This is a genomic window from Terriglobales bacterium, assembly GCA_035567895.1.
In the GTDB taxonomy this organism is placed as follows: domain Bacteria; phylum Acidobacteriota; class Terriglobia; order Terriglobales; family Acidobacteriaceae; genus Gp1-AA112.
On sequence record DATMPC010000083.1, the window covers coordinates 82,500 to 108,737 of the forward strand.

The 26,238-nt window shown below is 53.9% G+C and carries 18 protein-coding genes; 9 read left to right on the top strand and 9 right to left on the bottom strand.

Annotated elements, in window-relative coordinates; genetic code table 11:
* A complete protein-coding gene (locus VNX88_16775) occupies positions 1–2,238 on the bottom strand; it encodes a S8 family peptidase (GenBank protein ID HWY70325.1) in 2,238 nt (745 codons plus the stop codon).
* Positions 2,222–3,346 (bottom strand): ATP-binding protein, encoded by a 1,125-nt coding sequence (locus VNX88_16780; GenBank protein ID HWY70326.1) that lies wholly within the window; start codon positions 3,344–3,346, stop codon positions 2,222–2,224. Before VNX88_16780 ends, VNX88_16775 begins: the two co-directional genes overlap by 17 nt.
* Positions 3,347–3,561: 215 nt before the next feature.
* Between VNX88_16780 and VNX88_16785 the strand changes: the two genes are divergently transcribed.
* Complete coding sequence (locus VNX88_16785; GenBank protein ID HWY70327.1) at positions 3,562–4,089, top strand: sigma-70 family RNA polymerase sigma factor; 528 nt, start codon at positions 3,562–3,564, stop codon at positions 4,087–4,089.
* Positions 4,082–4,738 carry a helix-turn-helix transcriptional regulator gene (locus VNX88_16790; GenBank protein HWY70328.1) on the top strand — a complete coding sequence of 219 codons (657 nt, stop codon included), beginning with the start codon at positions 4,082–4,084 and terminating at the stop codon, positions 4,736–4,738. The genes VNX88_16785 and VNX88_16790 overlap by 8 nt, the downstream gene beginning before the upstream one ends.
* Here VNX88_16790 and VNX88_16795 read toward each other — a convergent pair.
* Positions 4,731–5,204, bottom strand: a complete 474-nt coding sequence (locus VNX88_16795) for an ImmA/IrrE family metallo-endopeptidase (protein ID HWY70329.1) — start codon at positions 5,202–5,204, stop codon at positions 4,731–4,733. The two genes, VNX88_16790 and VNX88_16795, sit on opposite strands and share 8 nt — an antisense overlap.
* 228 nt (positions 5,205–5,432) lie before the next feature.
* Here VNX88_16795 and VNX88_16800 point away from each other — a divergent pair, with 228 nt between their 5' ends.
* From VNX88_16800 to VNX88_16825, 6 genes are all read left to right on the top strand, one after another.
* Positions 5,433–5,717, top strand: a complete 285-nt coding sequence (locus VNX88_16800) for a hypothetical protein (protein ID HWY70330.1) — start codon at positions 5,433–5,435, stop codon at positions 5,715–5,717.
* Positions 5,704–6,156, top strand: a complete 453-nt coding sequence (locus tag VNX88_16805) for a hypothetical protein (protein ID HWY70331.1) — start codon at positions 5,704–5,706, stop codon at positions 6,154–6,156. The genes VNX88_16800 and VNX88_16805 overlap by 14 nt, the downstream gene beginning before the upstream one ends.
* Positions 6,156–7,604 carry a ThiF family adenylyltransferase gene (locus tag VNX88_16810; GenBank protein HWY70332.1) on the top strand — a complete coding sequence of 483 codons (1,449 nt, stop codon included), beginning with the start codon at positions 6,156–6,158 and terminating at the stop codon, positions 7,602–7,604. The genes VNX88_16805 and VNX88_16810 overlap by 1 nt, the downstream gene beginning before the upstream one ends.
* 130 nt (positions 7,605–7,734) lie before the next feature.
* Positions 7,735–8,106, top strand: a complete 372-nt coding sequence (locus tag VNX88_16815) for a TIR domain-containing protein (GenBank protein ID HWY70333.1) — start codon at positions 7,735–7,737, stop codon at positions 8,104–8,106.
* Between the two features lie 24 nt (positions 8,107–8,130).
* A complete protein-coding gene (locus VNX88_16820; protein HWY70334.1) occupies positions 8,131–9,084 on the top strand; it encodes a caspase family protein in 954 nt (317 codons plus the stop codon).
* Between the two features lie 43 nt (positions 9,085–9,127).
* Positions 9,128–9,643 (top strand): hypothetical protein, encoded by a 516-nt coding sequence (locus tag VNX88_16825; GenBank protein ID HWY70335.1) that lies wholly within the window; start codon positions 9,128–9,130, stop codon positions 9,641–9,643.
* Positions 9,644–10,857: 1,214 nt separating this feature from the next.
* On the opposite strand, the gene VNX88_16830 is transcribed toward VNX88_16825, so the two are convergent.
* From VNX88_16830 to VNX88_16840, 3 genes are all read right to left on the bottom strand, one after another.
* Positions 10,858–11,781, bottom strand: a complete 924-nt coding sequence (locus tag VNX88_16830; GenBank protein HWY70336.1) for a WG repeat-containing protein — start codon at positions 11,779–11,781, stop codon at positions 10,858–10,860.
* Entirely contained in the window at positions 11,763–12,668 is a 906-nt protein-coding gene (locus VNX88_16835; GenBank protein HWY70337.1) for a WG repeat-containing protein, read from the bottom strand. Before VNX88_16835 ends, VNX88_16830 begins: the two co-directional genes overlap by 19 nt.
* Before the next feature lie 211 nt (positions 12,669–12,879).
* Positions 12,880–16,128 carry a TonB-dependent receptor gene (locus VNX88_16840; GenBank protein ID HWY70338.1) on the bottom strand — a complete coding sequence of 1,083 codons (3,249 nt, stop codon included), beginning with the start codon at positions 16,126–16,128 and terminating at the stop codon, positions 12,880–12,882.
* Between the two features lie 780 nt (positions 16,129–16,908).
* Between VNX88_16840 and VNX88_16845 the strand changes: the two genes are divergently transcribed.
* Entirely contained in the window at positions 16,909–17,172 is a 264-nt protein-coding gene (locus VNX88_16845) for a hypothetical protein (GenBank protein HWY70339.1), read from the top strand.
* 234 nt (positions 17,173–17,406) lie between these two features.
* Here VNX88_16845 and VNX88_16850 read toward each other — a convergent pair whose 3' ends face one another.
* The 3 genes from VNX88_16850 to VNX88_16860 form a co-directional block, all read right to left on the bottom strand.
* Positions 17,407–20,319, bottom strand: coding sequence for a carboxypeptidase regulatory-like domain-containing protein (locus VNX88_16850; protein HWY70340.1), 2,913 nt, complete (start codon positions 20,317–20,319; stop codon positions 17,407–17,409).
* A gap of 449 nt (positions 20,320–20,768) precedes the next feature.
* Positions 20,769–23,939, bottom strand: a complete 3,171-nt coding sequence (locus VNX88_16855) for a carboxypeptidase regulatory-like domain-containing protein (protein ID HWY70341.1) — start codon at positions 23,937–23,939, stop codon at positions 20,769–20,771.
* 307 nt (positions 23,940–24,246) lie between these two features.
* On the bottom strand, positions 24,247–26,238 hold a 1,992-nt coding region (locus VNX88_16860; GenBank protein HWY70342.1), incomplete at its 5' end, for a hypothetical protein.

Below are 26,238 nucleotides of genomic sequence, written 5' to 3' on the forward strand. Positions count from 1 at the left end.
TCACGTCCTAACAGGAATGCGTACGCGGGGACGCAAAGGCACCAACACATTCGCATAGGCTCTAACGACCCGGTTGTATAGATCTTGAACGCGCGGTGCCCTTATGCTCACAAGGAAGGCATACGGAATTGGCTGCGGCAATGTTGCTTTACTACCAGACTGCCGGTGATGGTAATAGATGTCAAAACAAGGCTCGTGAAGCGTCGCCGCTCTAAACTGCTGCGAGCTCCGGAGACAGGGTTCCCACTTATATGCTTCATCGCTCAACAGGGTCTCGGTGCCATCGCAAAGTTTTCCGGCTGAAAAAAATGATCGCGTCTTAGGATGACTAGAACGCTTTCCCTCATGTTCGGAATAGCGTTTGGAGTTTGGTCGAAATGCAACTTCGAGTCCGCCGCGCGTGTATGCGCCTGGATGTTCAGGATCGACTTCCGGCGCAATAACCAGTGTCGCTGTGAGATGCACCATTCCACGCAAACCGTTCGATGGTAGTGGGATTCCCGCTCGTAAATGTTCACCTACCGGTAAGCTGCCTTGATACACCACTACAGCTTCATCGTCATCACAAGTGATCAAGCGTTCAGGATTTGATTCAAATCGGCCCCAGCCGACTTCATTACGGCTATTCATGCCGGGGTCCGCTCGATGGATGAGCAGGGCACGAATGGCGAGGGGTGACAATGTCGCTCCCAATTGTGCACGAACAGACACAGCCGAGCGCAGAGCGTAAGGCGATGCAAGACTCGTCCCCTGGGTCTCAATGAGAACTAAACCTCCGTCCATTGCGAGCGCAGCGAACGGCTCATTGTCAGATCCGCCAAAGGCCACACCATCCGGTTTTACATAGCCGGGACTGCGGCCAGGGCCTATGCAGCTATAAGGTGCGCGGATCCAAGGCGTATCCAATGCATCGGCAGCCCCCACCGCTAGTGCATTCACCGCATCGGCGGGTGGTTGCAGACGATTCAGTCCAGCCGACGCATCTCTTTCTCCCTCATTGCCGACTGCAAAAGTTGCGACCGCTCGACCGCTCGCGAGCCGATCATCGAGGGAAGCAGTCCATGCTGTGACCTCATCGTCGCTCAACGACGTGTTTGGCCCGAGACTCAGGTTTATAAATTGGTAGTCGGGGTGAGCATCGAGGTGTGCGAGGATGCGGTCAAGAACATCAACGTATTCTAGATCTGGTCCTGGTGTGGTCTGGGAGTCGATCACACGAACGTGATCCACCGCGCAAGGTGGCACCGGCAACTCTCCCGACGGCACGGGACCGAACAGGAAAGCCGCAGTGACTGCTAGTCCATGGTCTTGCATGCTGGGCACAGCGGTTCCAATACCGCTTGGTTCGACGTAATTGACCCATGGACTCAGAGCACCGACTGCGCTGTCCGGCAGACCGCCGTCAAACACAACCGCCCGAAACGATGGATCAATCGGAGCCGGAGCCGGTAACTTCACGGAACCGGCAGCAACAGTTCGAGTCAGCGCGGGTCGCAGGCGCAGCGAGGGCAAGGGTCTAGCAATGCGAACGAAGGAAAACTGGGCCAATTCTTCGGCTCTTTCAAAATCAGCTTCGACCGGAATGAAAGTTAGGCCCTTCACGTCTCGTCTGCGATCCGTAATGGGACGCGCATTGTGGCGACGAGCATACTCTACGAACGAGTCAACAATTTCTCGTTCACCGGCGTTATGGAGCACGATTTCGAGAATTCCGTGACTCCCGTGCTCGGAAGGGATGCTGCGCAATTTGTCCTTTGGTCCGAATGCAGCTACGTTCTCGAATTGCGAGATTTGCTGTGCACCTCGTGAAGCTGAAGTCCAGCGCTGAACCTCACCCGCCCATTTCCTAAAAGTGCTCCTCTTTCCGGCAACAAAGAGTTGTTCTGTAATGGCCGTCTTCGGATGCTTCTTAATACCCCACGATTCTGGAGTAATAGTTTGCGCTCGGCTGCCGATTGGCCGCAGCCCCACTGCGGATAGCAGCTCTTGGGGAAAGTCGCTCTTTGAGATGTAGCGAGGATGCATCGTTACGACGGCGACGACTTCATCTTTTGGCGCAGCATCGTCGGGAATTGCGTCCAAAGCTATGACCGTTTCGCGAAGCTTGCTCGATAGCCGCCGTTGGGCACGTTCGAACGTGTAGGGAGGGTTTTTTTCCCCTCCTCCGGTCGCCACGCGGACCTTTGCGGTTAGGCGCTCTCCGTTTCCGAGGAGAAAGTTATTAGCGCGCGGCACCATCCCTCCGTTTCCGCTGCGACCGGTCCGTTAGGTGTTTTCGAATCGTATCGCGCGATAATCCTGTGACTTCGGCTATACCACGCTGCGAGCAACCGCTTGTTTGTAGCTCCCGCGCAATCGCCAGGCGCATATTTAATGGGGCAGATTTCGCAGACTCCGTCACCAAACCGAGCAGCGCTTCCTCGACAGGTAATCCCCTCAGGACTGCGGCGCGACGCATCCGAAGTAATTCCCTCGTTATCTCTGCGAATGATCGACCCTGCAGCATGGTCGGCAGCAACTGCAGCAAGGAGTTGCGGCTACCGTTATGCAGTTCCCCCAACGCTCGGAAAACCGTTCGACCAATCTCTTCGGCGTTAGGCAAAGGAAACTGCACAATCCGATCAAATCGTCGCCAGACTGCCGGATCGAGAAGCTCAGGATGATTCGTCGCGCCGATTAGAAGACCCTCAGCAGGCCAGTCATCCACAGCTTGCATCAAGACAGTCACGAGGCGTTTGAGCTCACCGATCTCTGCCGCATCATCACGTCGTTTGGCAATTGCGTCGAATTCATCGAGGAGAAGGACCGATGGAGTTTTCTGTGCATAATCCAGCACGACACGAATATTGTTTCCCGTTTTTCCAAGAAAACTGCTCATCACTGCCGAAAGGTCAAGGGTGATCAGCGGCCTTCTCATCTGCTTCGCTAGCCATCGTGCAGCCAGCGTTTTGCCTACTCCCGGCGGACCGACAAAGAGAAGCGACTTTGACGGCGTCAGACCTGCATGAATTAGTTGTTTTTCGTTGGCCCGTTCTCCGAGAACGGCTTCAAGATGTGCAAAAACGCTCTCGGGCCAAATCGGGTCGATCGGGATTTCAGGATCCTCTTCCCGTCTCAGAAGTTCCAGCCGACTATCAGCGTCAACGGGGATCGCCGTGGCGATTCCAAATGAGCGCAGCGGAGTACTGCCAGCGACTGTCATCAGCTTCCTTGCTTCGCCGGCTAAATCCGGTCGTCTCTCGCTTATATCGCGCAGCGAGCGCCTGATTACGGCAGCGACATCCTCGGCTTTCCCCTCAAGTGCCAAACGGGCCAGGTGGACGAATTCTTTGTCTATGTCTTTCATTTAGGCCAGGCAGATTATCACTAGAGCTGGACAATTAAGTCATGAGCGGACTAGCATTGTCAACGGTTCAAGTAGGTAGTCCATCCCCTAAGAAGAACGCCACTTGAGATCGTCATACATGTAACGGAAATCCGTTACATCAAAATAGGGAGAGAATTACGGCATTTGAGGAGCTCAATTCCGAAGAATTTGTTTCGGCCCTGCGCCAAGGATCCATGTCTGCGTTTGAACGTCTGGTCGATCAGCTGCTGCCACATTTGATCAAGTTTCTAGCGTTTGGAAAAACGATTCCGGAGGCAGACGCCGAAGAACTGGCAAGTGATGTGCTAATGACCATCCATACCAAAATCGGAACCTTTCGGCATGGTGGACCAGCGAAATTAACGACGTGGATATTCGAGATCGCAAAAAACAAAGCCATAGATTACCATCGTGCGTCTTCTCCGCAGGAAGTTGAACTGCTTCCTGATACGCTCCAAGTTCGTACTACGAGCGACGGACGTTACGCGGGGCGAAACCGAGAGCTTCTCCAATGGTTGTCGGAGCACATCCACAAATTGTCGCAACAAGATCAGTGGCTCTTAGGCTGGCGAGCACAAGGCATTCCGTATTCGCAGATTGCAGAATGGCTCGGCATCACCGAAGGAACGGCTCGCGTTCGGCACAAACGTGCCACTGAAAAGCTGTTAGCTGTCGCGCCGCCGAGCTGGCTAGCCGCAAAGGAGCAGCCCTACCATGAATGAAAAATTATTGAATGATCTGCTTGCATCCGCCGTTCGAAGTGGTCACGTTTCCTTGGAACTCAATGATGAAATCGTTGATCGTATTCTCGAACAGCCTGGCTCTAAGGTCTCTAATGCATCCACGGAACGCGTAAAGTCGAAGCTGAAAATGCGGATGCAGGATGCGGCCATTACAGCTGCTAGAGCTACCATTCACCCGCAGGTTTCAGTGCAATTTGGCCGCTTCATTCAAACTGTGCGCGAAGGAGCAGGGCTTGACCGGTCAGCCATCGGAGAGAGACTGCATAAGACTGGCGATTTTGTGGAACGACTCGAACGCGGGCATATCAATCCTCTGCAACTCAAGACTAACGAATTTGCAGATGTCGTGGAGCTTTTTCATATCAAGTTCAGTGTGTTGCCGTCGATGGTTACGGCTAGCGCGAGCATTGCGGGAGCAAAACACGGCTACACGGCAATCGCACGTTCCCATGGTGGTATGAGACACGACCAGCGTGGAGAAGACGTGGAACGTGCGTTGGAGGCATTTGCGCGGACCGTTCATCCAAGAGCAAAGGATGATCCCAATACTTCTCAAGAAATACGAACCTGCTTAGCGAAACTCGAAGCCGAGCTGAAAAAGCGTGGGCGACACGATTTGATTACTTGAAGAGCGCTTTCATGTGCCGGCTAATGGCTATTGCAATCACTTGTTCGCTAACAAAAAATATTTTGGCCAGTTCTGGAACGTTTTTCCCGGTGTGAAGCTTTAGAAATGCGAGCGGGACCAACAACTCTCCCGCAAATAAATCTGCCTCTGTTTCGGCCGGGTCCTTGGTCACAATCTCACCTTCTTCCGAGGGTGGATTGTCGATCGTGACACCTTCATAAATTCCGGCATCCCGATGCAGGAAATAATGTCCAAGTTCGTGCGCTAACGAAAACCGTTGGCGATGCGGATGTTGCCCCGCATTTACGGCTGCGTAAATCCGAGTTCCGTCATCGATGATTAATGCGTCGACTGAATCGGGAAAACCATCGACTTCTCTGTATTCAATTGCATGCGCCTGAAGAATCATCAGCAAATTTACAGGTGGTGCAGTTATTTTGCTTTCTTTCAGCAGCTTAGCAGCCATCTTGCTTATGAATTGTGATCTGACCTGTGACACGTTTGCCCTCGCTGCAACTACCGCAAAACCCTGTAACGCAATCTCGTCTAAAAAGGCATCGAGACCAGCATAACTCTTCGTCGTTGGAGACTTGCCAAAAACGGCGAGTGGTTGTAACGCGAAATCGTGAGATGTATTGAGATCACAGCTCGGCGAGCTGTTGTGAAATCCCGAGAGGTAAAGGAGAAACTTTTTATGGCAGAAGTCACTGAACAATCGGTCCAGGATGCGCCTGGGCAACAGAAATCAGTAGAAATCTATTTGGATGGCCTCCTCGTCATGAGTCCCTCACGCCGACTTACCGGCAGGCAAATTCGCGAACTCGGTGCCCAAGACCGTGTTGACGGATTTGAAACCCAGGAAGTAAACGCCCAGGGCAAGAAAATCCGTACTATCGGCGACTCTGAGGAGACCGAGTTGCACAAGGATGAGCGTTTTCGCACTGTGCCCAACCACGGAGGTCCCGGTGCCGCCCTCTGAACTGCTCCTCCAAGCGGTCGCCGAGCTCTCGGCGAGATCGGGGCACGTCTTTCACATCTCGCCGGAGCCGGTACCGGGCACTAGCTTGTTTGTGGTGCATACCGAAAACCACGAGTATCGGCCGGAATACACAATTACCTCGGGTCCGCTTGGGTTTCGAGTACCCTTCAATCTTCCTACAGCGGCCCCCGAGGACAGCTTCTTCATTGCAGCGGTCGACGCAAAATTGCGAGTCCCGGATCCGGTTCGCAACAGCGCCGATCTTAACCGTGTCGGCCGTGCTGAAGGTCACGTCAGCGGTTCCAGACTGGGAAATGCATCTGTTTTGGTCTTCTCCTGGCACTTGTGGAACACCGTCCCCTGGGATCGGCGCAAGCACACCCTGTTCGACCATTACACCCATTCCATACGGCGATTTGAAAGGGCGGAACACGACTGATGCACAGCCAATCTGTGTCCTTAATCACATCGCGGCTTGGTGACGAAACGCACATTGCCGCGGACGCCGACACCTGGCGCGAGGTTTGCACTAAACTGACGGCGGCTGCCCCCGACGAGGCCTGCTGTTTTCTCTTAACTCGTCCGAGCCGAGGAATTACTCGCACGACAGTCATTCTTCGCGAGATCATTTGGCCAAAACCAGGAGACGTACAGGCAACACCAGGAAGTTTGGAACTCTCGGCTGACTACATCTCGAGAGCCATCGACGCGGCGATTGACGCAGGAGCGATGGTTGGTCTCTGTCTTGTTCATACCCATCCCAAGTCCGAGAAATTCGGCGAAGGCATCGCTCGTTTTAGCTCCCGAGATGATTGGTACGAGAATCGGCTATTTCCTACGATCACTCTCGACCGTCCAGGCGCCATCTCAGCCAGCGTCGTAATCGGCAGCGCAGGCGATGTCGATGCGCGTATCTGGTGGCGAGAGCGAGGCGAGTGCGTAACTCAGGACGTGCAGGCAATTCGCGCCGTAGGACCCGAACTCACGATTATTGAAACGCCATCCTCACCTTGGAAAGATCATCCCGATCCAGCCGTCATGGATCGCTCAACACGCCTGTGGGGAGGGGAAGGACGCCGACGGCTGCAGAACCTTCGCATAGGTATTGCCGGTGCAGGCGGTACGGGCAGTCTCACAATTTTCGGGTTGGCCACGATGGGGGTTGGCAAACTCCTCGTGTGGGACAAGGACATCGCGAAGAAGCAGAATCGTCATCGCACCGCGGGCATAACTAGCGATCAAATTGGCAAGCCAAAGGTTACCGCGATGAAGGTCATGGCCGAATCGGTTGCTACGGCCGAGCCGTTCATTATTGAAGTTTACGAAGACTGGGCCACAACCGCCGAGGCCCTCACAAGGCTAAAAGACTGTGATCTCATCTTCTGTTGCATTGACAACTTTGCCGCACGTGTTCCCCTCAACGACTTGGCTTACGCTCATCTCATACCGACAATCGATATGGCATCGTGGGTACACGCCGATCGCAACCAGCAGATTGATGCCTTGATGACGCACGCCCACGTTTGGTCTCCCGGTATCCCCTGTGCTTGGTGTCGCGAAACGATCAGCTCTCATATTCTCATGCGTGAAGCCCAGGGCACTCAGCGCGGGATCGAAGACCGGATCCCTTATGGTCTTCCGCTCGAAGAAACTGATGGAGTTGAACCAAGCGTGTTGCCGCTCAATATGCTGGGAGTAAGTTTGGCGCTAATCGAGTTCATGCAGGTCGCATTGAAGATTACGACTCGCACACCCAATGATCTGAAATTTTTTCTGCCAGAGTGGGAACTTGACGAAAGTGACCGCCCCGCCCGGCAAGCATGCGACTGCATTCTTAACGTCGCGATGGGAGATACACTCGTTATCAATCCCGTGATGATGGAATAAAGGAAATTCGTCGCTGCCCGGCGTGTCATTCGAAAATACTCACTCGCAAATTTCAAAATGGGATTATTAGAACCAATGGGGACACAGTGGCGCGGAGTAAACTCGGACTCAGATGTGAATGGGAGACCAGATGGCTGACAAGAAGGTTGTGTTTGTCGCATTCGCGATAGAAGACGAACGGCAGAGGGATTTTCTGAAAGGGCAAACGCTCAGCACGGCCTGCCCATTTGAATATATCGATATGTCCGTTAAAGAAGCGTATGACAAGGAGTGGAAAGAACGGGTGCGTACCCGCATTCGCCGTTCAGACGGAGTCATCGCTCTGGTAAGTAAGAATTCCCTCACATCCAGCGGCCAAGCTTGGGAGCTCAGCTGCGCGAGGGAGGAAAGGAAGAGGGTGCTTGGGATATGGGCTTACAGTGACGATAGGACCAATCTTCCGGGCACGAATACCGTCGTCTGGACGTGGGACGCGATTAAGAAGTTCATAGATAGCCTGTAGTACGCCTACAAAGGATTTCTGCTTATGCGAAAAGCGCTTGTGGTCGGAATTGACTATTACGTAAGAGCCTCCGCCCTCTTTGGGTGTGTTAATGATGCTCACTCGGTGAAAAGCATTCTCGAAAGAAACAGCGATGGCACTGTGAACTTCGGAGTCAAGCTGCTGGCAGGAATAAGTCCGACCGAAAGCATCTCTCGCGCGACTTTGAAGGAAGGGGTGCGAGGTCTGTTCGCCGATGATGTCGAGATTGCGCTGTTCTACTTTGCAGGCCATGGCCATATTGAAACGACGGGAGGATATCTATGTGGCAGTGATTGCGAAACTGGCGACGACGGTCTTGCCCTGGACGAAGTGCTCACGCTTGCAAATGGGTCCAGGGCGCGAAATAAAGTCATTGTCCTGGACAGTTGTCACTCAGGTGTCGCGGGGACGCGTCCAGTTGCTCGTCAGACCGCAGAACTGTCAGAGGGCCTCACAGTGCTAACTGCGTCGACAGCGGAGCAATATGCAACGGAGCAAAACGGCAGCGGAGTGTTCACGACACTCTTCATCGATGCTTTGAGCGGAGCCGCAAGCAATCTAGTAGGGGACGTCACTCCCGGTAGCGTCTATGCGCATATCGACCAGTCCTTGGGTCCCTGGGAGCAGCGACCGGTATTCAAGACGAATGTTAAGAGCTTCGTGTCATTGCGAAAAGTGCAGCCCCCGATCGATTTATCTGATTTGCAGCGAATTACGGAGTTTTTCCCATCTCCGGGGTTCGAGTTCCAGCTTAATCCGTCATTCGAGCCTGAAAGCACCAATCCCAACTTAGAGAACACTCTCGTATTCGCAATTCTTCAGAAATACAATCGTGTGAATCTCGTTGTCCCAGTCGATGCGCCGCACATGTACCACGCAGCCATGGGCAGCAAAACATGCAAGCTAACGGTGCTTGGCGAACATTATCGGCGGCTGGTTGCCCGAAAGCGAATTTAGTCGTGAGAGCAAAATAGATGAACTTCATGTTGAAGGAGTGGATATGACTCGCGTCGGGGTCACCGGTCACCAAAGGCTCGACGAGCCTAAGGCGTGGTCTTGGGTCGCCACCACAATGCGAGCAGAACTAGCGCGAATGACGCCACCGCTAACTGCTTTAACATCTCTTGCGATAGGTGCCGATCAGCTTCTCGCACGGCTGGTGCTAGAGGCTGGCGGAAAGATTCACGCTGTCTTGCCGTTCGCAGATATTGAGCGATCATTTTCCATCCAGGATCTTTCTGCCTATCGTGAACTGGCAAGACAGGCGACCCTGGAAGTGCTTCACAAGCCGAAGACAGATGAGGATGAGGACGCGTATTTAGCCGCAGGTCACCGCGTTGTCGATCTGTCCGACATTGTCATTGCCGTGTGGGATGGCAAGACGGCAAAAGGCAAGGGTGGTACCGCTGACATAGTAGGCTACGCGCTTCGCCGGGGCACGCCACTGATCCACATCGATCCCATATTGCGTACTGTTCAGCGTCTGGAACCTAACGGAACTGCGAACGTCGGATAACGAGAAGTCGTTCAAAACGCTGGATAAAGGACCTTCATATGGCACCGAGAATATTCATTAGCTTCGCCGCCGAAGATGTTAGGTACCGAGACCTATTGGTTGGTCAAGCAAAACATTCAGATACCCCTTTCGAATTTCGTGACATGTCCCTCCAGGAGCCGTTTGACTCGAAATGGAAAACGAGGTGTCGCGCAAACATTTCGCAGTGCCACGGCTTCATCGCACTACTGAGCAAAAAGACCTGGCGCGCGCAAGGCGCACGATGGGAAATGTGCTGCGCAGATGAAGAGCACTTGCCGATACTCGGAATTCACGTTCATCGAGATGAAAGAGGCGCGGTTCCGCCCGAGCTGAATGGTCACCGTGTGGTCGAGTGGCGTTGGAGCGCAATCTCGAATTTCATCCGTCGTGTAAACAGCAAGAGATCTTTTTGGGACAAATTATTCGACTGATAACGACCGTTGAACCCCTGGTGAGGGTTTACACAAAAGGGTTTACAAAAGTTCCAAACTGGGATGACCGAGTAGGAATGATACGGTTGAAGCACCACTACAAGAGATTGAAAACATTCAGTACGACAACCTAATCCCTTTTTCGGGACCAGGGGGTCGGAGGTTCAAATCCTCTCTCCCCGACCAAACTACTTTAGAATCAGAGACTTGCAAATGCAAGGCGTCGTCGATGACCCCCTGGTCTAGCACCAGGTGCTCTGGTCTCAGAGACCTCGGACAAGGCTTTCTCTCTGAAAGAAGGAGACTTACAGCGCAATTCCTGCGATTCCCGGTCCAATTTTGCCTCTCCTTATTTATTAATGACTTGCGCGAAACCGCAGCTAGGGGTTTACACAAAAGGGTTTACATTCTTTCGCAAAGTACTCTTCCGGATAGCGGTTCACCGTCCGTTTTCGCTGAGCTAGCAATGCTTTCCTTTTTGGGAAAACCGTTCCGATACTCCATAGACCCGCGTTGAATCTCTGGTGCCGCGCCAGGAAGTCAACGACCGCAATCTCGTGAGAACGGGCTTCTCTGCGATGGAGTTTACAAACCGGGGTTTACATTGTGCACCGAGCGCATATGTTGGATCTTCCTCAACAACTGTTCGCAAAAACCAACTCTTTTGGAACACGAACGAGGAACAAGTTGGGAACAGAACACCCATCCATCTCCTGCCGGGCCCGAGGTGCTCTCATTGCGATTTGACTGCATGACTCGGTATTAGCGACTGCACTCGGCGCCGGGGGCCCACACATAATTTCCGTCATGGTCAATGACAGCAGATCCGGTTTCGGCCGCTACTTCAGATAACCCGTCCAGGAACTTTTGCCCATCCTTAAACTTAAATTCAATCACCACTTTGCCCAACTTATTGATGTACCCCCACTCAGATCCAAGTTTCACTGCCGCTGTATCCTCGAACATTTCGTGTGTGTCATCGTATAGACACGGAATAACAACCTCGCCGCTGTGGTTGATAAAGCACCAGTGGCCGTTCCGTTTGACGGCAGCTACACCGGACGTAAACGCCTCAGCACCTTGGAACTGCGGTTTCAGGACATATTCGCCCTTGCGGTTGATGTATCCCCACAGTCCACGCTCCATTACAGGTATCACTCCCTCTTCGACCGGTCCCCCCATATCGTCAAAGTCTCGGGGAAGTATGTCATGGCCTTTCTCGTCGATCAGATGCCATCTACCATTCAACAGAACACGTGCCGTATTGCCCATTCCGTCGCCTGGTTCCGCGAAACTGCGTGCCGCTTCAAACTGCGGCGGGATGACAAATTCGTTCTTGTGATTTATGAACCCCCAGCGATCCCCAACCCTCACCGGAGCAATTCCCGAGGTGAACATTCGAGTTTCTTCATATTGCGGTTTAATAACGAATTTACCCTGGTGATCGATATAGCCCCACTTCTCGCCAACCTTGACTGGAGCCAACCCGTCCTGGAATCGGCGGGCAAAATCAAAAGCTGGCTGCACGACTAAGCGCCCCTGTTTATCGATAAAGCCAACTTTGCCACAGATTCGAACCCGATAGAAGCTCTCTTCGGCCAGAGCTCGGGTAGTAATGCAAAGACTCAGCAGCCCAGTACAAAACAAGCGCCTGAGTCTGGTGCGGCCTATTTTGCTGATTTCCATATCCACTCTCCATTGCGGTTAATGTAGCCAAGACCAACTTCATTTCGGACTTCCGCCAGCCCATTTTCGAAGCTTTGAACTTCTTCAAACTGCGCTGGAATAACCAGTTTTCCGGATTTGTCCACGAACCCCCACTTAGAGCCGATCTTCACGGGTCCCCGATCTTCGAAAAGTTCATTAGCCCCATCGAAAGTGCAGGGCACTAGCCAGGCGCCTTTGTGGTCTATGAAGCCCCAGTGATTATCCTTTTCTACTGCGGCAACGCCTGAGGTGAACGCTTCTGCAAACTCGAACTGTGGTTGTATAACGTACGTATTTGTGCGGTCGATGTAGCCCCAAAGTCCGTTCAACTTTACGGGTGATACTCCTTCCTCCAGCGGTCCCTCCATCTCGTCATACATCGGATTAACGATAGTTCGCCCTTGCGTGTCAATCATTCCCCATTTACCCGTAGTCTTGACACGAGCTGTCGGTCCTGTGCCGTCGCCTGGATCCATGAACGTCCGCGCGACCTCAAAGCTCGTAGGGATGACAACTCGCCCTTGGCGATTGATGTAGCCCCAATGCTCTCCCACTTCCACTGAAGCAAGTCCGAAAGAAAAGATTCGAGCATCGTCATACTGAGGCTTAATAACAAGATGACCTTTAGTGTCGATGTAGCCCCACTTGTCTCCAGCCTGTACAGGAGCCAAGCCATCCCGAAACTTGCGAGCTGCTTTGAAGTCGGGGGGAATGATGAGTTTTCCTTGTTCATTCATATACCCGAACTTTCCACCCACTTGAACCCGAAAGAGACGGTCTTTGACCTGGGCCTGCAGGGCGAGGCAGAAAAAAAGCGCAGGAACAAGCGAAATCCAGAGTGGTCGAACTCTACCGCGATGAATCATGTCCTTTTCTCCTGAGGCGTCCTCATGTTCTGTTTCGAGCCCGCAGGCGCCGCTCCTGCGGCTGAAACCAATCCGTGGCTCGTCAGTAATGCACTAATAAGCTGAGCGTCGGGTGAGTATTTTAGAGAACGGAATTCCCGCACCTTCAATGAGCCTCCGAATCACAGCCAAAACTTCGAATGTCCGAGAACCTCCTCCGTACTTGACGTCGTCACCAAATAAGCTTCACGGCAAACTGCAATTGCCGCGAGCTGGTCACGGTTGGGGCACTCAGTACGCCAGCCGCGCCGGTCAGATTTCCAGTGGCATCGAAGAATGTTTGATTGGTTGTGTTGGGCGGGCCAAAGTTAGCGTGATTCAGGATGTTGAAGAACTCTGCGCGAAACTGCACGTTGAAACTCTCCGAGATTCGCGGGATGTAGTTGTTCTTGAACACCGAGAAATCCAGAGCCTCCAGTCCTGGGCCGACAATGCTGTTGCGTCCGGCATTGCCGCGTAGCGTCGCCGGATTAGGAAACTTGAAACAGCTCAGGTTCACGTAGTCGAGCCTTTGCTGTTTGTAGTTTCCATTTACCAGACTGCATCCAGGCACACGGTTCGGGAAGTCCCACGGATCGGTACTGTTCAGGCCCAGGGGATCGCCGCCAATGAGCGGAGTAAATGGCACGCCGTCGCTCAGCTTGAAAACGCTGCTTAGCTGCCAGCCTTTCGCTGCCCATGCGAAAGGTCCCGACGCTGTGACTCCGGGAACGCTCCAGATGCCATTTAGCACGAACACTTTCCCAATATTGAAATCAGATGGTCCACGGCTGAGTCTTGGATCGAACCAGTGTAGGCTGGGAACCGAGTTTCCGTAAGCATCTCCGGCGTTGGTGGCAGAGCTGGTATCGATGCTCTTTCCCCACGTGAACGAACTCTGAGCCTGGAAGCCATGGCTCATGATCTTTTTCACGCCGACTTCGAGAGCATCGTAATAGGAGTCCGATCGCCACATCAGCGCGCGAATCGTTCCCGCATTAGGATTGAGCTTGGTTCCAGATCCCGCTGGCGATGGCCACAAGTAGCCCTGCGGCGTGAGTGTGGGCAGGACCATATCCGCGTCTTCAGAGCGAAACGGCTGATGAATCCCGCGCGAGCCTACGTACCCGACTGTCAGAGAGAGATTGTTGGCGAGTTGGCGCTGGATATTGAGGTTCCACTGCATTACGTAATTCCGAGGCGGATTGGCTTCTATGTAGGCCTGGCCGAAAGTTGCAGGGTTGCCGGTGAGGAACTGGGCGTTGCCGCCTGGGCCTACAGCGGCGCAACTTGCAGTTGCCGGCGCCGGAGGCAGCTTGGCGCAGCTGGTTGTTGCACCGATTTCGAAGAACGGAGCAGAGAGCGCATCCAGAATCTGGAACTGATACAGGAGAGGCAATACGTCGTAGATGCCAAAGCCTCCGCGGACTGAGCTCTTGCCATTGCTGAATGGGTCCCATGCGAACCCGACTCGCGGCTCGAAATTTCGCAGCGTTGGGTTCGAGAAGTAGGGATCTCCGAGATGAGGTGTTGCGTCGGTGATCTGCCGCAGCACGGTAAGCTTTCCATGCTTTTCAGTCGGAACCGAAGTCATCTCGTAGCGAAGTCCCAGGTTGAGCGTCAGGTTCGGACGCCATCGCCAGTCATCCTGGAAATAGACGCCAAACAGATTTTGCCGAAGATTGCGCGGAGTGAGCGTATCGGCAAAACCAGCTTGAAACTTCTTTGGCGAGTTCGTGAGAAATGCAGTCAGGCTTCCGAAGTTAAATAGCCCATTTGGATTGCTGAGGGCTAAAACGTTGTCCTGAAATCTTTCGAAGACCGCTCCGAGCTTGAACGAGTGCAGTCCGCGAGTGAGGAACGCATCGTCATAGGCCTGGTAAGTAGTGAAGTGGAAGAAGTAAGTGGGAGAAGCACCGACCCCGCCGACCATGCGGTCGAACCCAGGTATGTTGATCCCTGCTGCAGTTCTTCCCGGCATGGCGGCAAGGGAAGTGTCATTGGCCAGCGAATTGATGGCCGCCACGCTTTGATTGTTATCTACTGCCTGCCGATTCCCGCCAAGACGGAACGTGTTCAGCAGAGTCGGACTGAAGATGTGACTCTCTTCGAGTATCAGAGCCTGCCGTCGCGTCTTGGAACCCTGCAGGACGTTATTGAAACTGTCCGGCTGCGTAAATGGAGCATTGTCGAACATGTAGGTGCTGAAAATGCTGTCCTTGGTTGAGATCTTGTGATCGGCTCGGACGGTGAAGTAGTCTTCGTTCACTACCTGCTGGCTTGCAAACAGGAAGTGACCGGAGTTGCCATCGGGTGAAATTACGCCATTGGGAGAGGGATACAGGCCGCGATATTTCAGCGACCCGGGACTCACAGCGATAGGCGTGGTCGGGCATGTTTTTTGACCGCTCGAATTGACGGTGCAAACAAAACCCTGCCACGCAGTGTCGGTAGGAACTACGATGTCGTTCGTTGTTCCCAACGACTGCCGTATTCCTTCGTAGTCCCCGAAGATAAACGTCCGATCCTTGATGATTGGTCCGCCTGCCGCGGCGCCGAACTGGTTGCGTTTGAACGGTGGAATCCTCGCGCCATCAAAATAGTTCCTGGTGTCGAGCGCGCTGTTGCGCAGGAACTCGTAGGCATCTCCGTGGAACAGGTTGGTGCCGGAGCGTGTAGTTGCATTCACCACGCCGCCGGAAGTCTTCCCGTACTCGGCGGAAGTGTTGCTCGAGGAAACGGAAAACTCTTGAACTGCGTCGACACCCAGATTGATGCCTAACACGCTGCCGGGCCCACCGTTCGCGTAGTCGTTAATGCTGATGCCGTCGAGGCGATAGTTGTTTTGTTGAGGACGCGCCCCAGAGATCGACATCTGCGCTCCGAATCCCCGATTTCCTCGGCCGGCTCCGCCGGTGAAAGGAATCTGCGTCTCTACCGCCGCGACTCCAGGCTGTAACAGCGCTAGGTCGGTCCAGCTGCGTCCATTCAGAGGCAGATCGCGCACGGCTGCGGCGCCGACTACATCAGTCAACGTCGATGATCCAAGTTCCACAATGGGCGCAGTGTCCTTTATCTCTACGCTTTGCGTGGCCATTCCCACCTGCATGGCGACATTCAGGACGAGATCCTGGCCAACAGTAAGCGCCAGAACAGTTGTTCGCGTTTGAAAACCAGCAGCTGAGGCAGTGACTTCATACTCGCCGGGCAAGAGGTTTGGAGCGTTGTAGAAACCTTCGTCGTTGGCTGTCACTACTCTGGTAACGCCGGTCGCACGATTCTGAATAGAGACCTGCGTCCGCGGTACGCGAGCTCCAGAGGCGTCGCTAACCACGCCGCTGACGGTGCCGCCGGCAACTTGCCCACGGCAAACGATTGAGCTGAAGGTACTGAGGAGTAAAACGAGTGCAAGTGAAGCAAATCTGCGATCACTGAAATGCATACGCACGCCTCACAATCGTGAAGATCCTGATTCGATATCCCGGAAGAATCAGACGGGCCGTTCGAACGCGGGCAAAGGACCCGAAGAGGCGGTCAACGCAAACACCAACTCCGCCAAAGCTGCAGGGGGTGCAGAATGTACGCACGAAGCCAGGAACTTAACTCTCAGTGTGCGGCTCCATCTTTTTCCTTCGTACGGATCAACTGCGTTAGCGCGCTCGCTGATGCTTCGGCGCACATTCGTTTCCTGTGCAGGAAAAAGACGATTCATTAAGAATTACGGCAATGAAGACTGCATTAAGCCCACATGAAATGTCGTTCATCGGACAGATGGAGTCTTAAGCTGGTACCAACCCGTTTGCCTGATTGAATGTTCTCGCGATAAGCAATCGGTCTAGACCCGGCGGGACCGTTGAACGTTTTAACATGCAGCGATGCCGTCGGATTCTCAACCGCGCTTGTGTCTGCCAATCGAGCGGAGGCAAGTAATACAGGCGGAGTGAACTCCGTCATCGGGAGGATGGGCCTAGAGGGATCACGTGCGGCCCGCTATCAGGATTCCCGACCCGGGCAGGCTTGGCTACCGCGGGGGAGGTTCTCCAGGGTGCGTCGGGACTTCCAAGGCTGATTAAGTCTGCAAATAAACGGATGCCACCAGGCACTGCAAACAGTATTTGCCGGTAAAGGGAGTAACCGTTGTAAACCCAGAGCCCTCTTCCATGCTGGGCTACAAGCAGTCCGCCCGCTTGCGGTTTTTGACCTTGGTCATGCGTCGAGAGGATTGGGAGGTATCGCTCATCCCGCCGCGAACGAAAGCGCGCTTCGTACCAACCTGCTGTCGCTGCAGACGACTCAGACGCGCCATGTCGGAAGCGATCCCAACGTGGAACGCTATGACCCCGGTCTGTGGACGGATGAATTTGCTCTTCTCAATCAGCTCGGCCAGGTGGAGATTCAGAGCGACCCTTCTACGACTACCGCACCAACCTCGAAGACTATCCTAGGTGGCAAGCTTGGTTGCGTGAGGAGCAGCCGCGCCTGCTAGCAATTCGCCTGTTCGTTTCCGTGAACCTTCTGTATGCCGCGGTTACGAAGAAGGGCTTACATTGTTCTGCGAAGTACTTTTCACAATGGCAGTTCCTGAGTTTAGGTCGCGACCTGGCGGCCGCTGCGGCAGCACCGTTCCCAACTTAGGAAGAGGCTACGAAAGTCGCTGAATCGTTGGATGGCTTTATGTCGTCGCCCTTGGTCGCTACTGAGCTAGCAAGATCTAAAGTCATCAAAAAGTAAACCGAGTCTGCAGTTCTAATCGTCTGTTATTGGCGCTCTCGGTGAAGATTCCGGCTCCGACACCCGCGAACGGTTGATTGGCTTTGCCGAACAAAGGCGACGTGATGTTGCCGATGATGGCGCCAGGGTTATTGTGATTTGTCAGGTTTCGGATGTACATCGAGATTGTAAGGCTGTACCGCCGATCGGATGAAGCAGCTCCGCCTCCACCGCCACCTATTGAGAATGGGCCGGTGGAAGCGCCACGAGGCGGTGCTCCGCCTGCATCAGAGTGGCCGGATGCTGCAGGCTCGCGAGGGGCTCCAAATGCGAATGTGCGTCCGACCCGCATGTTCAGCATAATCTGGCCTGGCCCGCGACCGAGGTTACGAGAGAGTAGCGTTTCACCTGGTATGGGATTCGGATCGAGCAAGCCATACCGAGTCGCAATAACCCCAGGCCGGTTTGCATCTCTCTCAATCCCGGGACGTCCATTAAACAGAGTGTCGCCGTAGAGATCGCGCCCAACCGTTATGTCGAACGGCGGTCCAGTACTAACGATGAACAGCGGATTGAGCCGGATTCCCCAAATGGGAGTAATACTGCCCCCGACGAAGGCACGATGATGCACGTCCGTCGCAGCCGGTCCATATTCCCCGGCCATGCTATATGGATTCGCTGCAAAGGTTCCGAGACCATCTGTGTTGCTCATCGCGCGGTTGTACGAGTATGAGCCTGTCAACGAGATGTTCGGGTTCACTTTGGAATTTACATTCACGATCAACTGATTCTGGTTGTATAGGCCAGCGGACTCCATGAGGAACACCTGGCCAGGTCTTCCCAACGGGAAGACGCCGCTACCCGCAACCTCAGGACTAAACGTGCCAGGCAGAGGGGCATTGATGTCGTGAGAGCGCAGTTGGTGAAGGCCGTGGGAGTTTGCATACGTGATCGCGATTGTCGTTCGGAGAGGCATCTGGCGTTCGAGCCCCACAGCCGATTGCATGAGATACGGTGCTCGCAAATTGGAGCTGATCTGTTGACGTGCGCTTGGAGGAGCCGAGCCAGAGAGTGAAGAAGCAATCGGTACTGCTGGAAAGAAGTCCGGATTGGTGACGATGACTTGCTGCTGTACTACGCCGTTGTAGCGTAATGCGGTCAGTGTATTCGAGAGGTTAAAGCGGTCGTAGAATATGCCGAAGCCCGCGCGAAGCACCGTCTTTGCGGTTTTTCCCCCAGCTCCACCAGGTACCCAAGCCAATCCGATGCGGGGAGCGAAATCTCGCCAATCGTGAATATTGCTCTGGGACTCATACCGCAGTCCCATGCTAACCGTGAGGTTCGACCGCGCCTTCCAATCGTCCCCCAGGAAAGCGCCCACATCGAACTGGCCGCCCGAAACCAGCGGATTTCCCGCATTGATGGTGAACTGCGTTGCACCGCCCCCGAGTTGCCGGATCTGCGCACCAGAAAATCCCGATTGTTGAAAAAGTAACGTGCGTCGATAACTCTCAATCGAAGAGATATTGACGAGCACCGGCTGACCAGAAGCGTCGAGAACGGGCTGATTATTGGCGTCCAACTCCGGGGCTAAACCTCCGCCAAAGGTGAATGTGCCTGCGAAATTCTGTGGCGACACAGCCGCTTCCGTCTGACCTCGCACTCGGACACCAAACTTCAAAGCATGCGCGCGATGAAGCATTGAGGTGTAGTTCTGTACTTCGTAGTTGTTCTGGGTATCGGTTGAGTGGCCAATCGGATTGCCGCCACTGTTGAAAGCCCCGAGCACCTGGAGGGCATATCCCGCGGTGTTCGCTTGCGACACCGTGTAAGACCGGAAGTATTGAAACCGTGTTTCGTTGATGGAGTTCGCATTTAGCACGGCAGTCTCGGTAACCTGCACCGTATGGCTGCGGGCGTCATTGTGGTAGCCGCGCGAGACCAGATTGAAAGCGCCAGTACCGGCGTTCCGGACATCGTCGCGGTTATAGGCGTAACGCATCGACAACGTATGGTTGGGGCTGAGCTGATAATCGACGCGTGGAGTGACGCGCGTCCAGCGGTCATAGGACAGTACGCTGCCGGTGAAAGGAGTCGTAACGAGGGTCTGCGGATCGAGCGTGACGACGTTGATCACGTTGCCGCTGTCGTTCATCTCGCGCGTCACATCGAGATTGAACGATGCGCGCTTATTGAGGGGACCGGCCAGGCTCCCGCTAAATTCGTCCAAATGAAACGGTGCCTTTTGGGCCGCGTACGGATTGCGTGAGTTCCAGAAGTCGTTGGCAAAGTTGTAACCGATTGAGCCATGAAATTTGTCGAAGCCGGGTTTGGTGAAAATCTCGATTCGGCCGAAACCCAGTTTGTCGTATTCCGGTGAAAACGGATTCTGGTTGATGCGAATCTCGCGAATCGCATTCTTGGGTGGTAGCTCGCCGCCGCTGAATCCATCGATGTAAATCGAGCCGCCATTCGGTCCGGCGGCCGGTCCCGCCAAAGCCTGCAGATCGTCCGCTAAGTCATTGGGGTTATCCGAAAGCGCATCAAGGTCTGTTCCTCTTAACACCGTCGAGCTGGCATTGTTTGTTGCATCCGTGCTGACCGACGGTATCCCTTCGGCTTCCACGTTCAGGTTCTGGATAACGGCCTGTACCTGAAGTTTCAAGTTATGCGTTTGAGTCCCTGATTTCACCTCCAAGCGAAGGGGCTGGCCGAGAACCATGTCGGGGGCCGATGCATTCAAGGTGTAAGGGCCGGGGATAAGCCCACCTATCGAATAATTTCCGCTCGGATCAGAAGTCGCAGAACGCGAAGCGTCGGCACCGTCACTGAGGGTAATGGTTGCGCCGGGAATAATGGCGCCAGTCTGATCGGTAACGATGCCGCGCAGAGTTGCATTTTGAGCAAAAGCGGGGGCTGTCATGAAGGTGCAGATGAGCGCGGCGCGTAAAAACAAAAGCCTCTTTAGGTGTGCAATCAAGAACATGGATTGATAGCTGCCCGCTGCTGGAAAGCATGGGCGATGCCTGTTATGAATAGGAATTCCGAGCTTGTCAGTATTCTGGAAAACCAACCTGAAAACTTCCGGAACCCATCAGTCTGTTCTCGGACAGTCTCCCTTCTCATCGGGATGAACGAGACTACCCACTCGTACGAGTACTGTTAGACAAATACCATTCTATTGAATGGTAGTAGCAGCCGGGCGAGCAAGCCAAACCGAAGAGCAACTCGGCAACATCGGTGTGCCTCGGCTGCTACTCATGTTTAGGCTCGAATAGCTAGCTGCCGCAATTCGAAAATACAAGGGTCAGGCATCAGACGTGAAGGCAAACGCCGATTGACGATCAGCCACTTCTCCCACCTCAAACAAACTTACCAAATAAGTTTCAAAGCGAACTGTAGTTGCCTTGAAGTCGTGGATGTCGAGTCGACCACACCGGCTGTAGAGATGGAGTTCCCACTCTGGTCGAATAGCGTATTGTTGTGCAATGGAGGAGCAAAGTTGGGATGATTCAATGCGTTAAACACTTCAACTCGGAATTGAGCATTGAAACTCTCTGAGATCTTCGGCACCGGGTTGTTCTTGAAAATGGAGACGTCGAAGTTCGAGAGCCCGGGTCCAATGATCGTATTTCGTCCGGCGTTTCCCAACCGAGTAAGTGGATTCGGTGCAGCAAAGCATTGAGTCTTGATGTAGTGATTCGGATTTCCAGGATTGATAGGAGACTCACATCCGGGCGCAATGATACGATCCGGGAAGTCGAACGTATCTCCGCTGAGCAAGCCAAGTGGATCCCCGCCGACCAGTGCAGAAAAAGGCAAACCAGCGCTCGCTTGATAGATCCCACCCAACTGCCAGCCGTTCGTTAATCCGCGTTTGAACCCCGAGAATGAAACAGGCGACGGGATTTGCCATGTGTAGTTGAGAACAAAATTGTGGCGAATATCAAAGTCAGACAATCCGCGGCGCAGTTTCGGATCAAAAAAAGGCAGACTTGAAACTGCATTGAGGAAAGCGTCACCGGCAAGCGAGGAGGATCCAGTGTCAATGCTCTTCGCCCAGGTATAGGAGCCTCCAAACTGCAGTCCATGAGACATTCTTTGCGTCACGCGCACTTCCATTGCGTGGTACGAAGACGAGTTTACCCAGAACAACCCGCTGATTTGTCCGAGTGGTGGATTCAGAATCTTGCCAGTGCCTGCTGGTGTGGGCCAAAAATAACCCTGGGACGTATGAGAAGTCGGCAACACGATATTCATATCGTCGACACGTAAAGGTTGATGCACGCCCCGACTACCTACATAAGCAACTTCAGTCGTGAGAGTTCGAGTGAGCTGTTTCTGGACGTTGAGGTTCCACTGCATGACATAGTTTCGTCGAGGAGTATCGATATGGAAGAATCTCACGCGATTTGGGTTCAGGAGTGACGTCGCTCCCGTCGGAAAAACGCCCGGCGACAAACCAACGACGTTACCTCGGGCGAAGAACGGGGCAGATAACATCGATAGAAGATCGAACTGATATGTCAGCGGCAGGACATCATAAAGACCGAACGCGCCCCGAATCGCTGTTTTGCCGTTGTGGAAAGGATCCCACGAGAATCCGAACCGTGGTTCGAAGTTGCGAAACGTTGGATTTGAGAAGTATGGAGATCCCAGGAACGGCTGGGGATCGGTAACATTCCGCAGATTGCTGAGCCTGTTGCTTGTTTCTGTGGGCACGGTCGCCATTTCATATCGCAATCCAACATTCAAAGTAAAATTGGGTCGCCAATGAATGCCATCCTGAAAATATCCGGCCGCAATCGTCTGTCGGAGGTCTCGAGGAGTAATAATCCCGGGAAGAGCGGCGATAAACGATCTGGGCCTGTTGGTCAGAAAGTTCCTCAGCGATGCAAAGCCAAAATTGCCGTTCGGATTCGATTGGCCCAGCTGATTAGCATCGATTCGCTCTACATTTCCCCCAATGGTCATTGAGTGTATTCCCTTCGTTACAAACAAATCGTCATACACCTGGAAAGAGTTGAAGTGGTAGTCAAACTCTCCGGGGGCATCCAGCCCTCCCGGAAAGATAGTTAATCCGGACACGTTTATCAGTCCCACGGTGCGGCCCGGAATGAAACCGAGGTTTGTGTCTTTGGCCAGAGGATTTATGGCACCAATCGTCCTGGGTGCTTCCGAAATGACACGGCTGAATCCAAAACGGACCGAGTTCAGCACACTCCCGGTAAACATGTGAGTTTCCGCCATCGTTACCAAGTCGCGCTTCGAGTGCGACTCGAGCATGACAAACGTATAAGTGTCCGGATTGGTAGTTAGGCTGTCGTCGAACATGGTTGTGGCGTAAAAGTTATCCTTCTCGGACAACTTGTTGTCAGCCCGTATGGTGAAGAAATTCTCCGTTGTAACCTGAGGATTGGAGAAGGTAAATGTTCCAAAATCTCCCCCGTTAGCATTCCCGTTCGGCAAAGGGAAAAGCGCAAGATATGGCTGGACTTTCGGGTCTATCTGGACGGTACCCGTTGTAAGCTGGCCGTTTCGAGCTGCCTGTGAAGGAACGGTAGAGCGTTGTGTCACGTTCAAAGTCTGGCGAAGACCCTCATAGTCTCCGAAGATGAACGTTCGATCTTTTCGGACTGGCCCGCCTGCCGTGGCGCCAAATTGATTTCGCTTGAATGGGGGCTTTTTTAGATCGAAAAAATTACTCGCATCAAGCACGCTGTTACGAAGAAACTCGTAGGCTGAACCATGAAACGCGTTGGTGCCTGATCGCGTAACCGCATTGATGATCCCTCCGGACGTGCGGCCGTAATCGGCCGTTGCGTTACTCGTGACGACCGAGAACTCCTGAATCGCATCAACACCGAGGTTCCCGCCTAACACACTTCCTGGCCCTCCATTCGAATAGTCGTTAATGCTGATTCCATCAAGGCGATAATTGTTTTGTTGAGGACGATTGCCGGATACGGTGAGTTGAGTGCCGAAACCGCGATTGCTTCTCTCAAAGCCACTCGCAGCGCCAACCTGCGTGCGGACGGTAGCGACTCCCGGCTCAAGATTGGAAAGCGCTGACCAGTCTCGGGCGTTCAGAGGCAATTCCCGGACTGTTCTCGCATCAACCACTGTCGCAATTGTGGAAGTCGACGTCTCAACGGATGGGGTGTCACCCTTTATTTCGACAGTTTCGTTGACAACGCCGACCCGTAATTGCATATCAACGACCAACTCTGCTCCGATCCTCAGCGTGACACTGTTACGAACGCCTGTCGCGAATCCGTGTGCCGCGGCACTGACCTGATATGTTCCCGGATCCAAGTCGGGCGCTCGATACAGACCTTCACTGTTGGTGACAACATTGCGCACGAAATCGGTTGCGGGATTCTTGATCGAAACCGCGGCATTAGGAATGCTCGCGCCCGAAGTGTCGGTGATAGCTCCTAGAATCGTGCCGGCTGCAACCTGCGCGTGCAAGTTGCTGACGACTCCAAAAGCGAGAAAGAGAAGGCTGAGGAAAAAGCGAACTGGTTGCTGCCTGCAACTCATGGTGGTGCCTCCATGAAAGTCAGATCAGGACCGGATACTCAAACATGCGGGGACTGATCGTGCTGAATTCGACAAGGCTGACGAATGAAATTGGATGGCACGTGAGTCGCACGAACAAAGCTCTGCACAGCAAGTACAGCCATTTGCTTTCCTTGTCGGGCCAAGAGAACGGAATTCGTCGCCGCCTAGCATAGCCAGACGAATTAGAAACGGGAGATTAAATGTTATTTATCTTGTCGTGGCGTCGATGCGAGCATGAATAATTTCGCCGTAATCGACGCGCGTAATAATGTGCGCACATGTGCGCCTAGTGACGTTGACCGTCTCCAGTTCGCCAACCCGAATTCATGCTCCCGAGATCGAGTAGGTTCATGAACAATCGAACTCCTCCAGGCGTTCCCAATGCGAGTTGCCGGTAGAGTGAGTAACCGTTGTAGAGCCACACGCCGTTACCGTACCGGCCAGCCAACAAGCCGCCAGCCTGCGGCTTCTGTCCTTGATCGTGCGTTGACAGGATCGGGACGTATCTTTCATCCCAAGAAGCTAAGAATCTGAGACCGCGCTTTTCCAGCCATCCGTCAAAATCTGCTGAACCGATTTTGTTGGGATAGTTCAGGACAGGGTGATTCGGCTGAAGAACTTCGATCTGCGAATTCTCTTCAGTTACATCTTGGGCGGCTCCTGCTGCGGCGTAGGGGTATGGACCATAGCTTTCGTCGAATTCCTCGGTGTTATATTGCACGACAAGCACGCCGCCATTCTTCACGTATTCCAGCAAGCGCCAGTTGTAGGCTTGGAGGTCTTCGCGCGCCAGATAGGCGCGCACCCCCAGCACGATCGTTCCATAACGGGAGAGATCGCCCTGTGCAAGCGCCGTGCTGTCCACCAGGTCTACGTCGACGCCGAGCAGGCGCAAGGCATCAGGAACTTCATCCCCGGTTCCCATCACGTAGCCGACTCGCACCTTTGGGATCACCACCTCGACTGGACGCAGCGTCAGTTTCGCCGGCAGCTCCAGGTACACCGTGTCTAATCCGGTTTCGGTAACCGGTAGGAAGCTGTTGCGGTAGCTCTTGCCCCTCGATTCGGCTATTGCTGCAAGATGGTATTCACCCTCGCTCAACTTAGGGGGAACCACCAGCTCGAAGACGATGTCTGCATCCTGGTCCTGCTTCTGCAAGGCATAGGCCGCCAACTGCGGTTCCGCGCGCCAGCCCGCAGGCAGCTCCAGATGCACTGTTCCTTCATTGGGACCATTCACATAATTGCGAACCGAGCAGATCACTTTCTGGCGCAAACGGCCCTGGGGGAGCGCAATCGCCTCCGGTCGGAAACGCACCGAAACCGGAGGGGCGACCGCGACTGCATGCCGAAATTGCACGCCGGTGTTGCCGATTGAACTGGTTTCCACGTCGGTGCGCATCGAAGCTTCAACGCCCTCGATCGCGTAAGTGAGCTCAGCCTGCAGCGGATCCGGTGTGATCGGCTCACCTAGCAGTTCTGGGCGAGTGATGCGGTAGAAGCCATCGTTCGGCGAATCGCGAATCCAGAATGCGCTCGTCAAACTGGCATTTTCCGGAATCGAGACTGAAAACCGGTTGGAAGCCAGCTCTGTAGTCTTCCAGCCCGCGGGTGCGCGCAGCCGGATTTGCTTCACCTTGACGGCATCGCCGTTGGTCGAGCTGAAATTTACGGTCACGCGAAAGCTGTCGCCGGGTACAAAAGTCAGCGGTGTGCGCATCGCCTTGTACTCTCCGGAAGTCCGGCCCGGTTTCTCCGGTTCCACCAGGGCTTCAAACTGCAAACCCAGTGCTTGGCCCAAAGCCGTCTGCAGTTGCTGCTCTTTGATGGCGAGATCGAAATCTTTGCCGTCGGCGGCCCGAAGCCGACGTACCTCTTTCAAGGCTTCGGCCAGAGGCGGGAGGCAGGCTTCTGGATGTTGAGCATCAAAGGCTTTCGCCGCCGCTGCAATGTGCTTTTCTAGCTGTGGGTATTTCCGCAGCGATACATCAATGCGCTCGAAGAAGTCGGACTCCTTGTCCGCCATCCCTACCTTAGAGCTAACCAACTTGTAGTAGCTCAGCGAAGGCCAACCCACGGGAAGAATCGGGCCGGCAGCAGCTTGAGAAACCTGCTGCCCCAATCCCTCCTGCGCAATCTGCCCATACGTGCGTCCCAGAACCGGATCGTAAACCCCCGAATCCACGCGTATGGTCCAGTCGTCAGCTTCGCTGCGATTGTCGTTGTAGAACTTCAAGGGCTGCCAGGGTTCCAGTCCTTCCGCAATCTGCTCGGGAAA

Coding starts and splice junctions, on each gene's coding strand:
- VNX88_16780 (HWY70326.1), bottom strand. CDS start 3,346: ATGAAAGACATAGACAAAGAATTCGTCCACCTGGCCCGTTTGGCACTT.
- VNX88_16790 (HWY70328.1), top strand. CDS start 4,082: ATGAATGAAAAATTATTGAATGATCTGCTTGCATCCGCCGTTCGAAGT.
- VNX88_16840 (HWY70338.1), bottom strand. CDS start 16,128: ATGCATTTCAGTGATCGCAGATTTGCTTCACTTGCACTCGTTTTACTC.
- VNX88_16855 (HWY70341.1), bottom strand. CDS start 23,939: ATGAGTTGCAGGCAGCAACCAGTTCGCTTTTTCCTCAGCCTTCTCTTT.
- VNX88_16830 (HWY70336.1), bottom strand. CDS start 11,781: ATGGAAATCAGCAAAATAGGCCGCACCAGACTCAGGCGCTTGTTTTGT.
- VNX88_16795 (HWY70329.1), bottom strand. CDS start 5,204: ATGGCTGCTAAGCTGCTGAAAGAAAGCAAAATAACTGCACCACCTGTA.
- VNX88_16800 (HWY70330.1), top strand. CDS start 5,433: ATGGCAGAAGTCACTGAACAATCGGTCCAGGATGCGCCTGGGCAACAG.
- VNX88_16810 (HWY70332.1), top strand. CDS start 6,156: ATGCACAGCCAATCTGTGTCCTTAATCACATCGCGGCTTGGTGACGAA.
- VNX88_16820 (HWY70334.1), top strand. CDS start 8,131: ATGCGAAAAGCGCTTGTGGTCGGAATTGACTATTACGTAAGAGCCTCC.
- VNX88_16815 (HWY70333.1), top strand. CDS start 7,735: ATGGCTGACAAGAAGGTTGTGTTTGTCGCATTCGCGATAGAAGACGAA.
- VNX88_16825 (HWY70335.1), top strand. CDS start 9,128: ATGACTCGCGTCGGGGTCACCGGTCACCAAAGGCTCGACGAGCCTAAG.
- VNX88_16775 (HWY70325.1), bottom strand. CDS start 2,238: ATGGTGCCGCGCGCTAATAACTTTCTCCTCGGAAACGGAGAGCGCCTA.
- VNX88_16785 (HWY70327.1), top strand. CDS start 3,562: ATGTCTGCGTTTGAACGTCTGGTCGATCAGCTGCTGCCACATTTGATC.
- VNX88_16850 (HWY70340.1), bottom strand. CDS start 20,319: ATGACAGCCCCCGCTTTTGCTCAAAATGCAACTCTGCGCGGCATCGTT.
- VNX88_16835 (HWY70337.1), bottom strand. CDS start 12,668: ATGATTCATCGCGGTAGAGTTCGACCACTCTGGATTTCGCTTGTTCCT.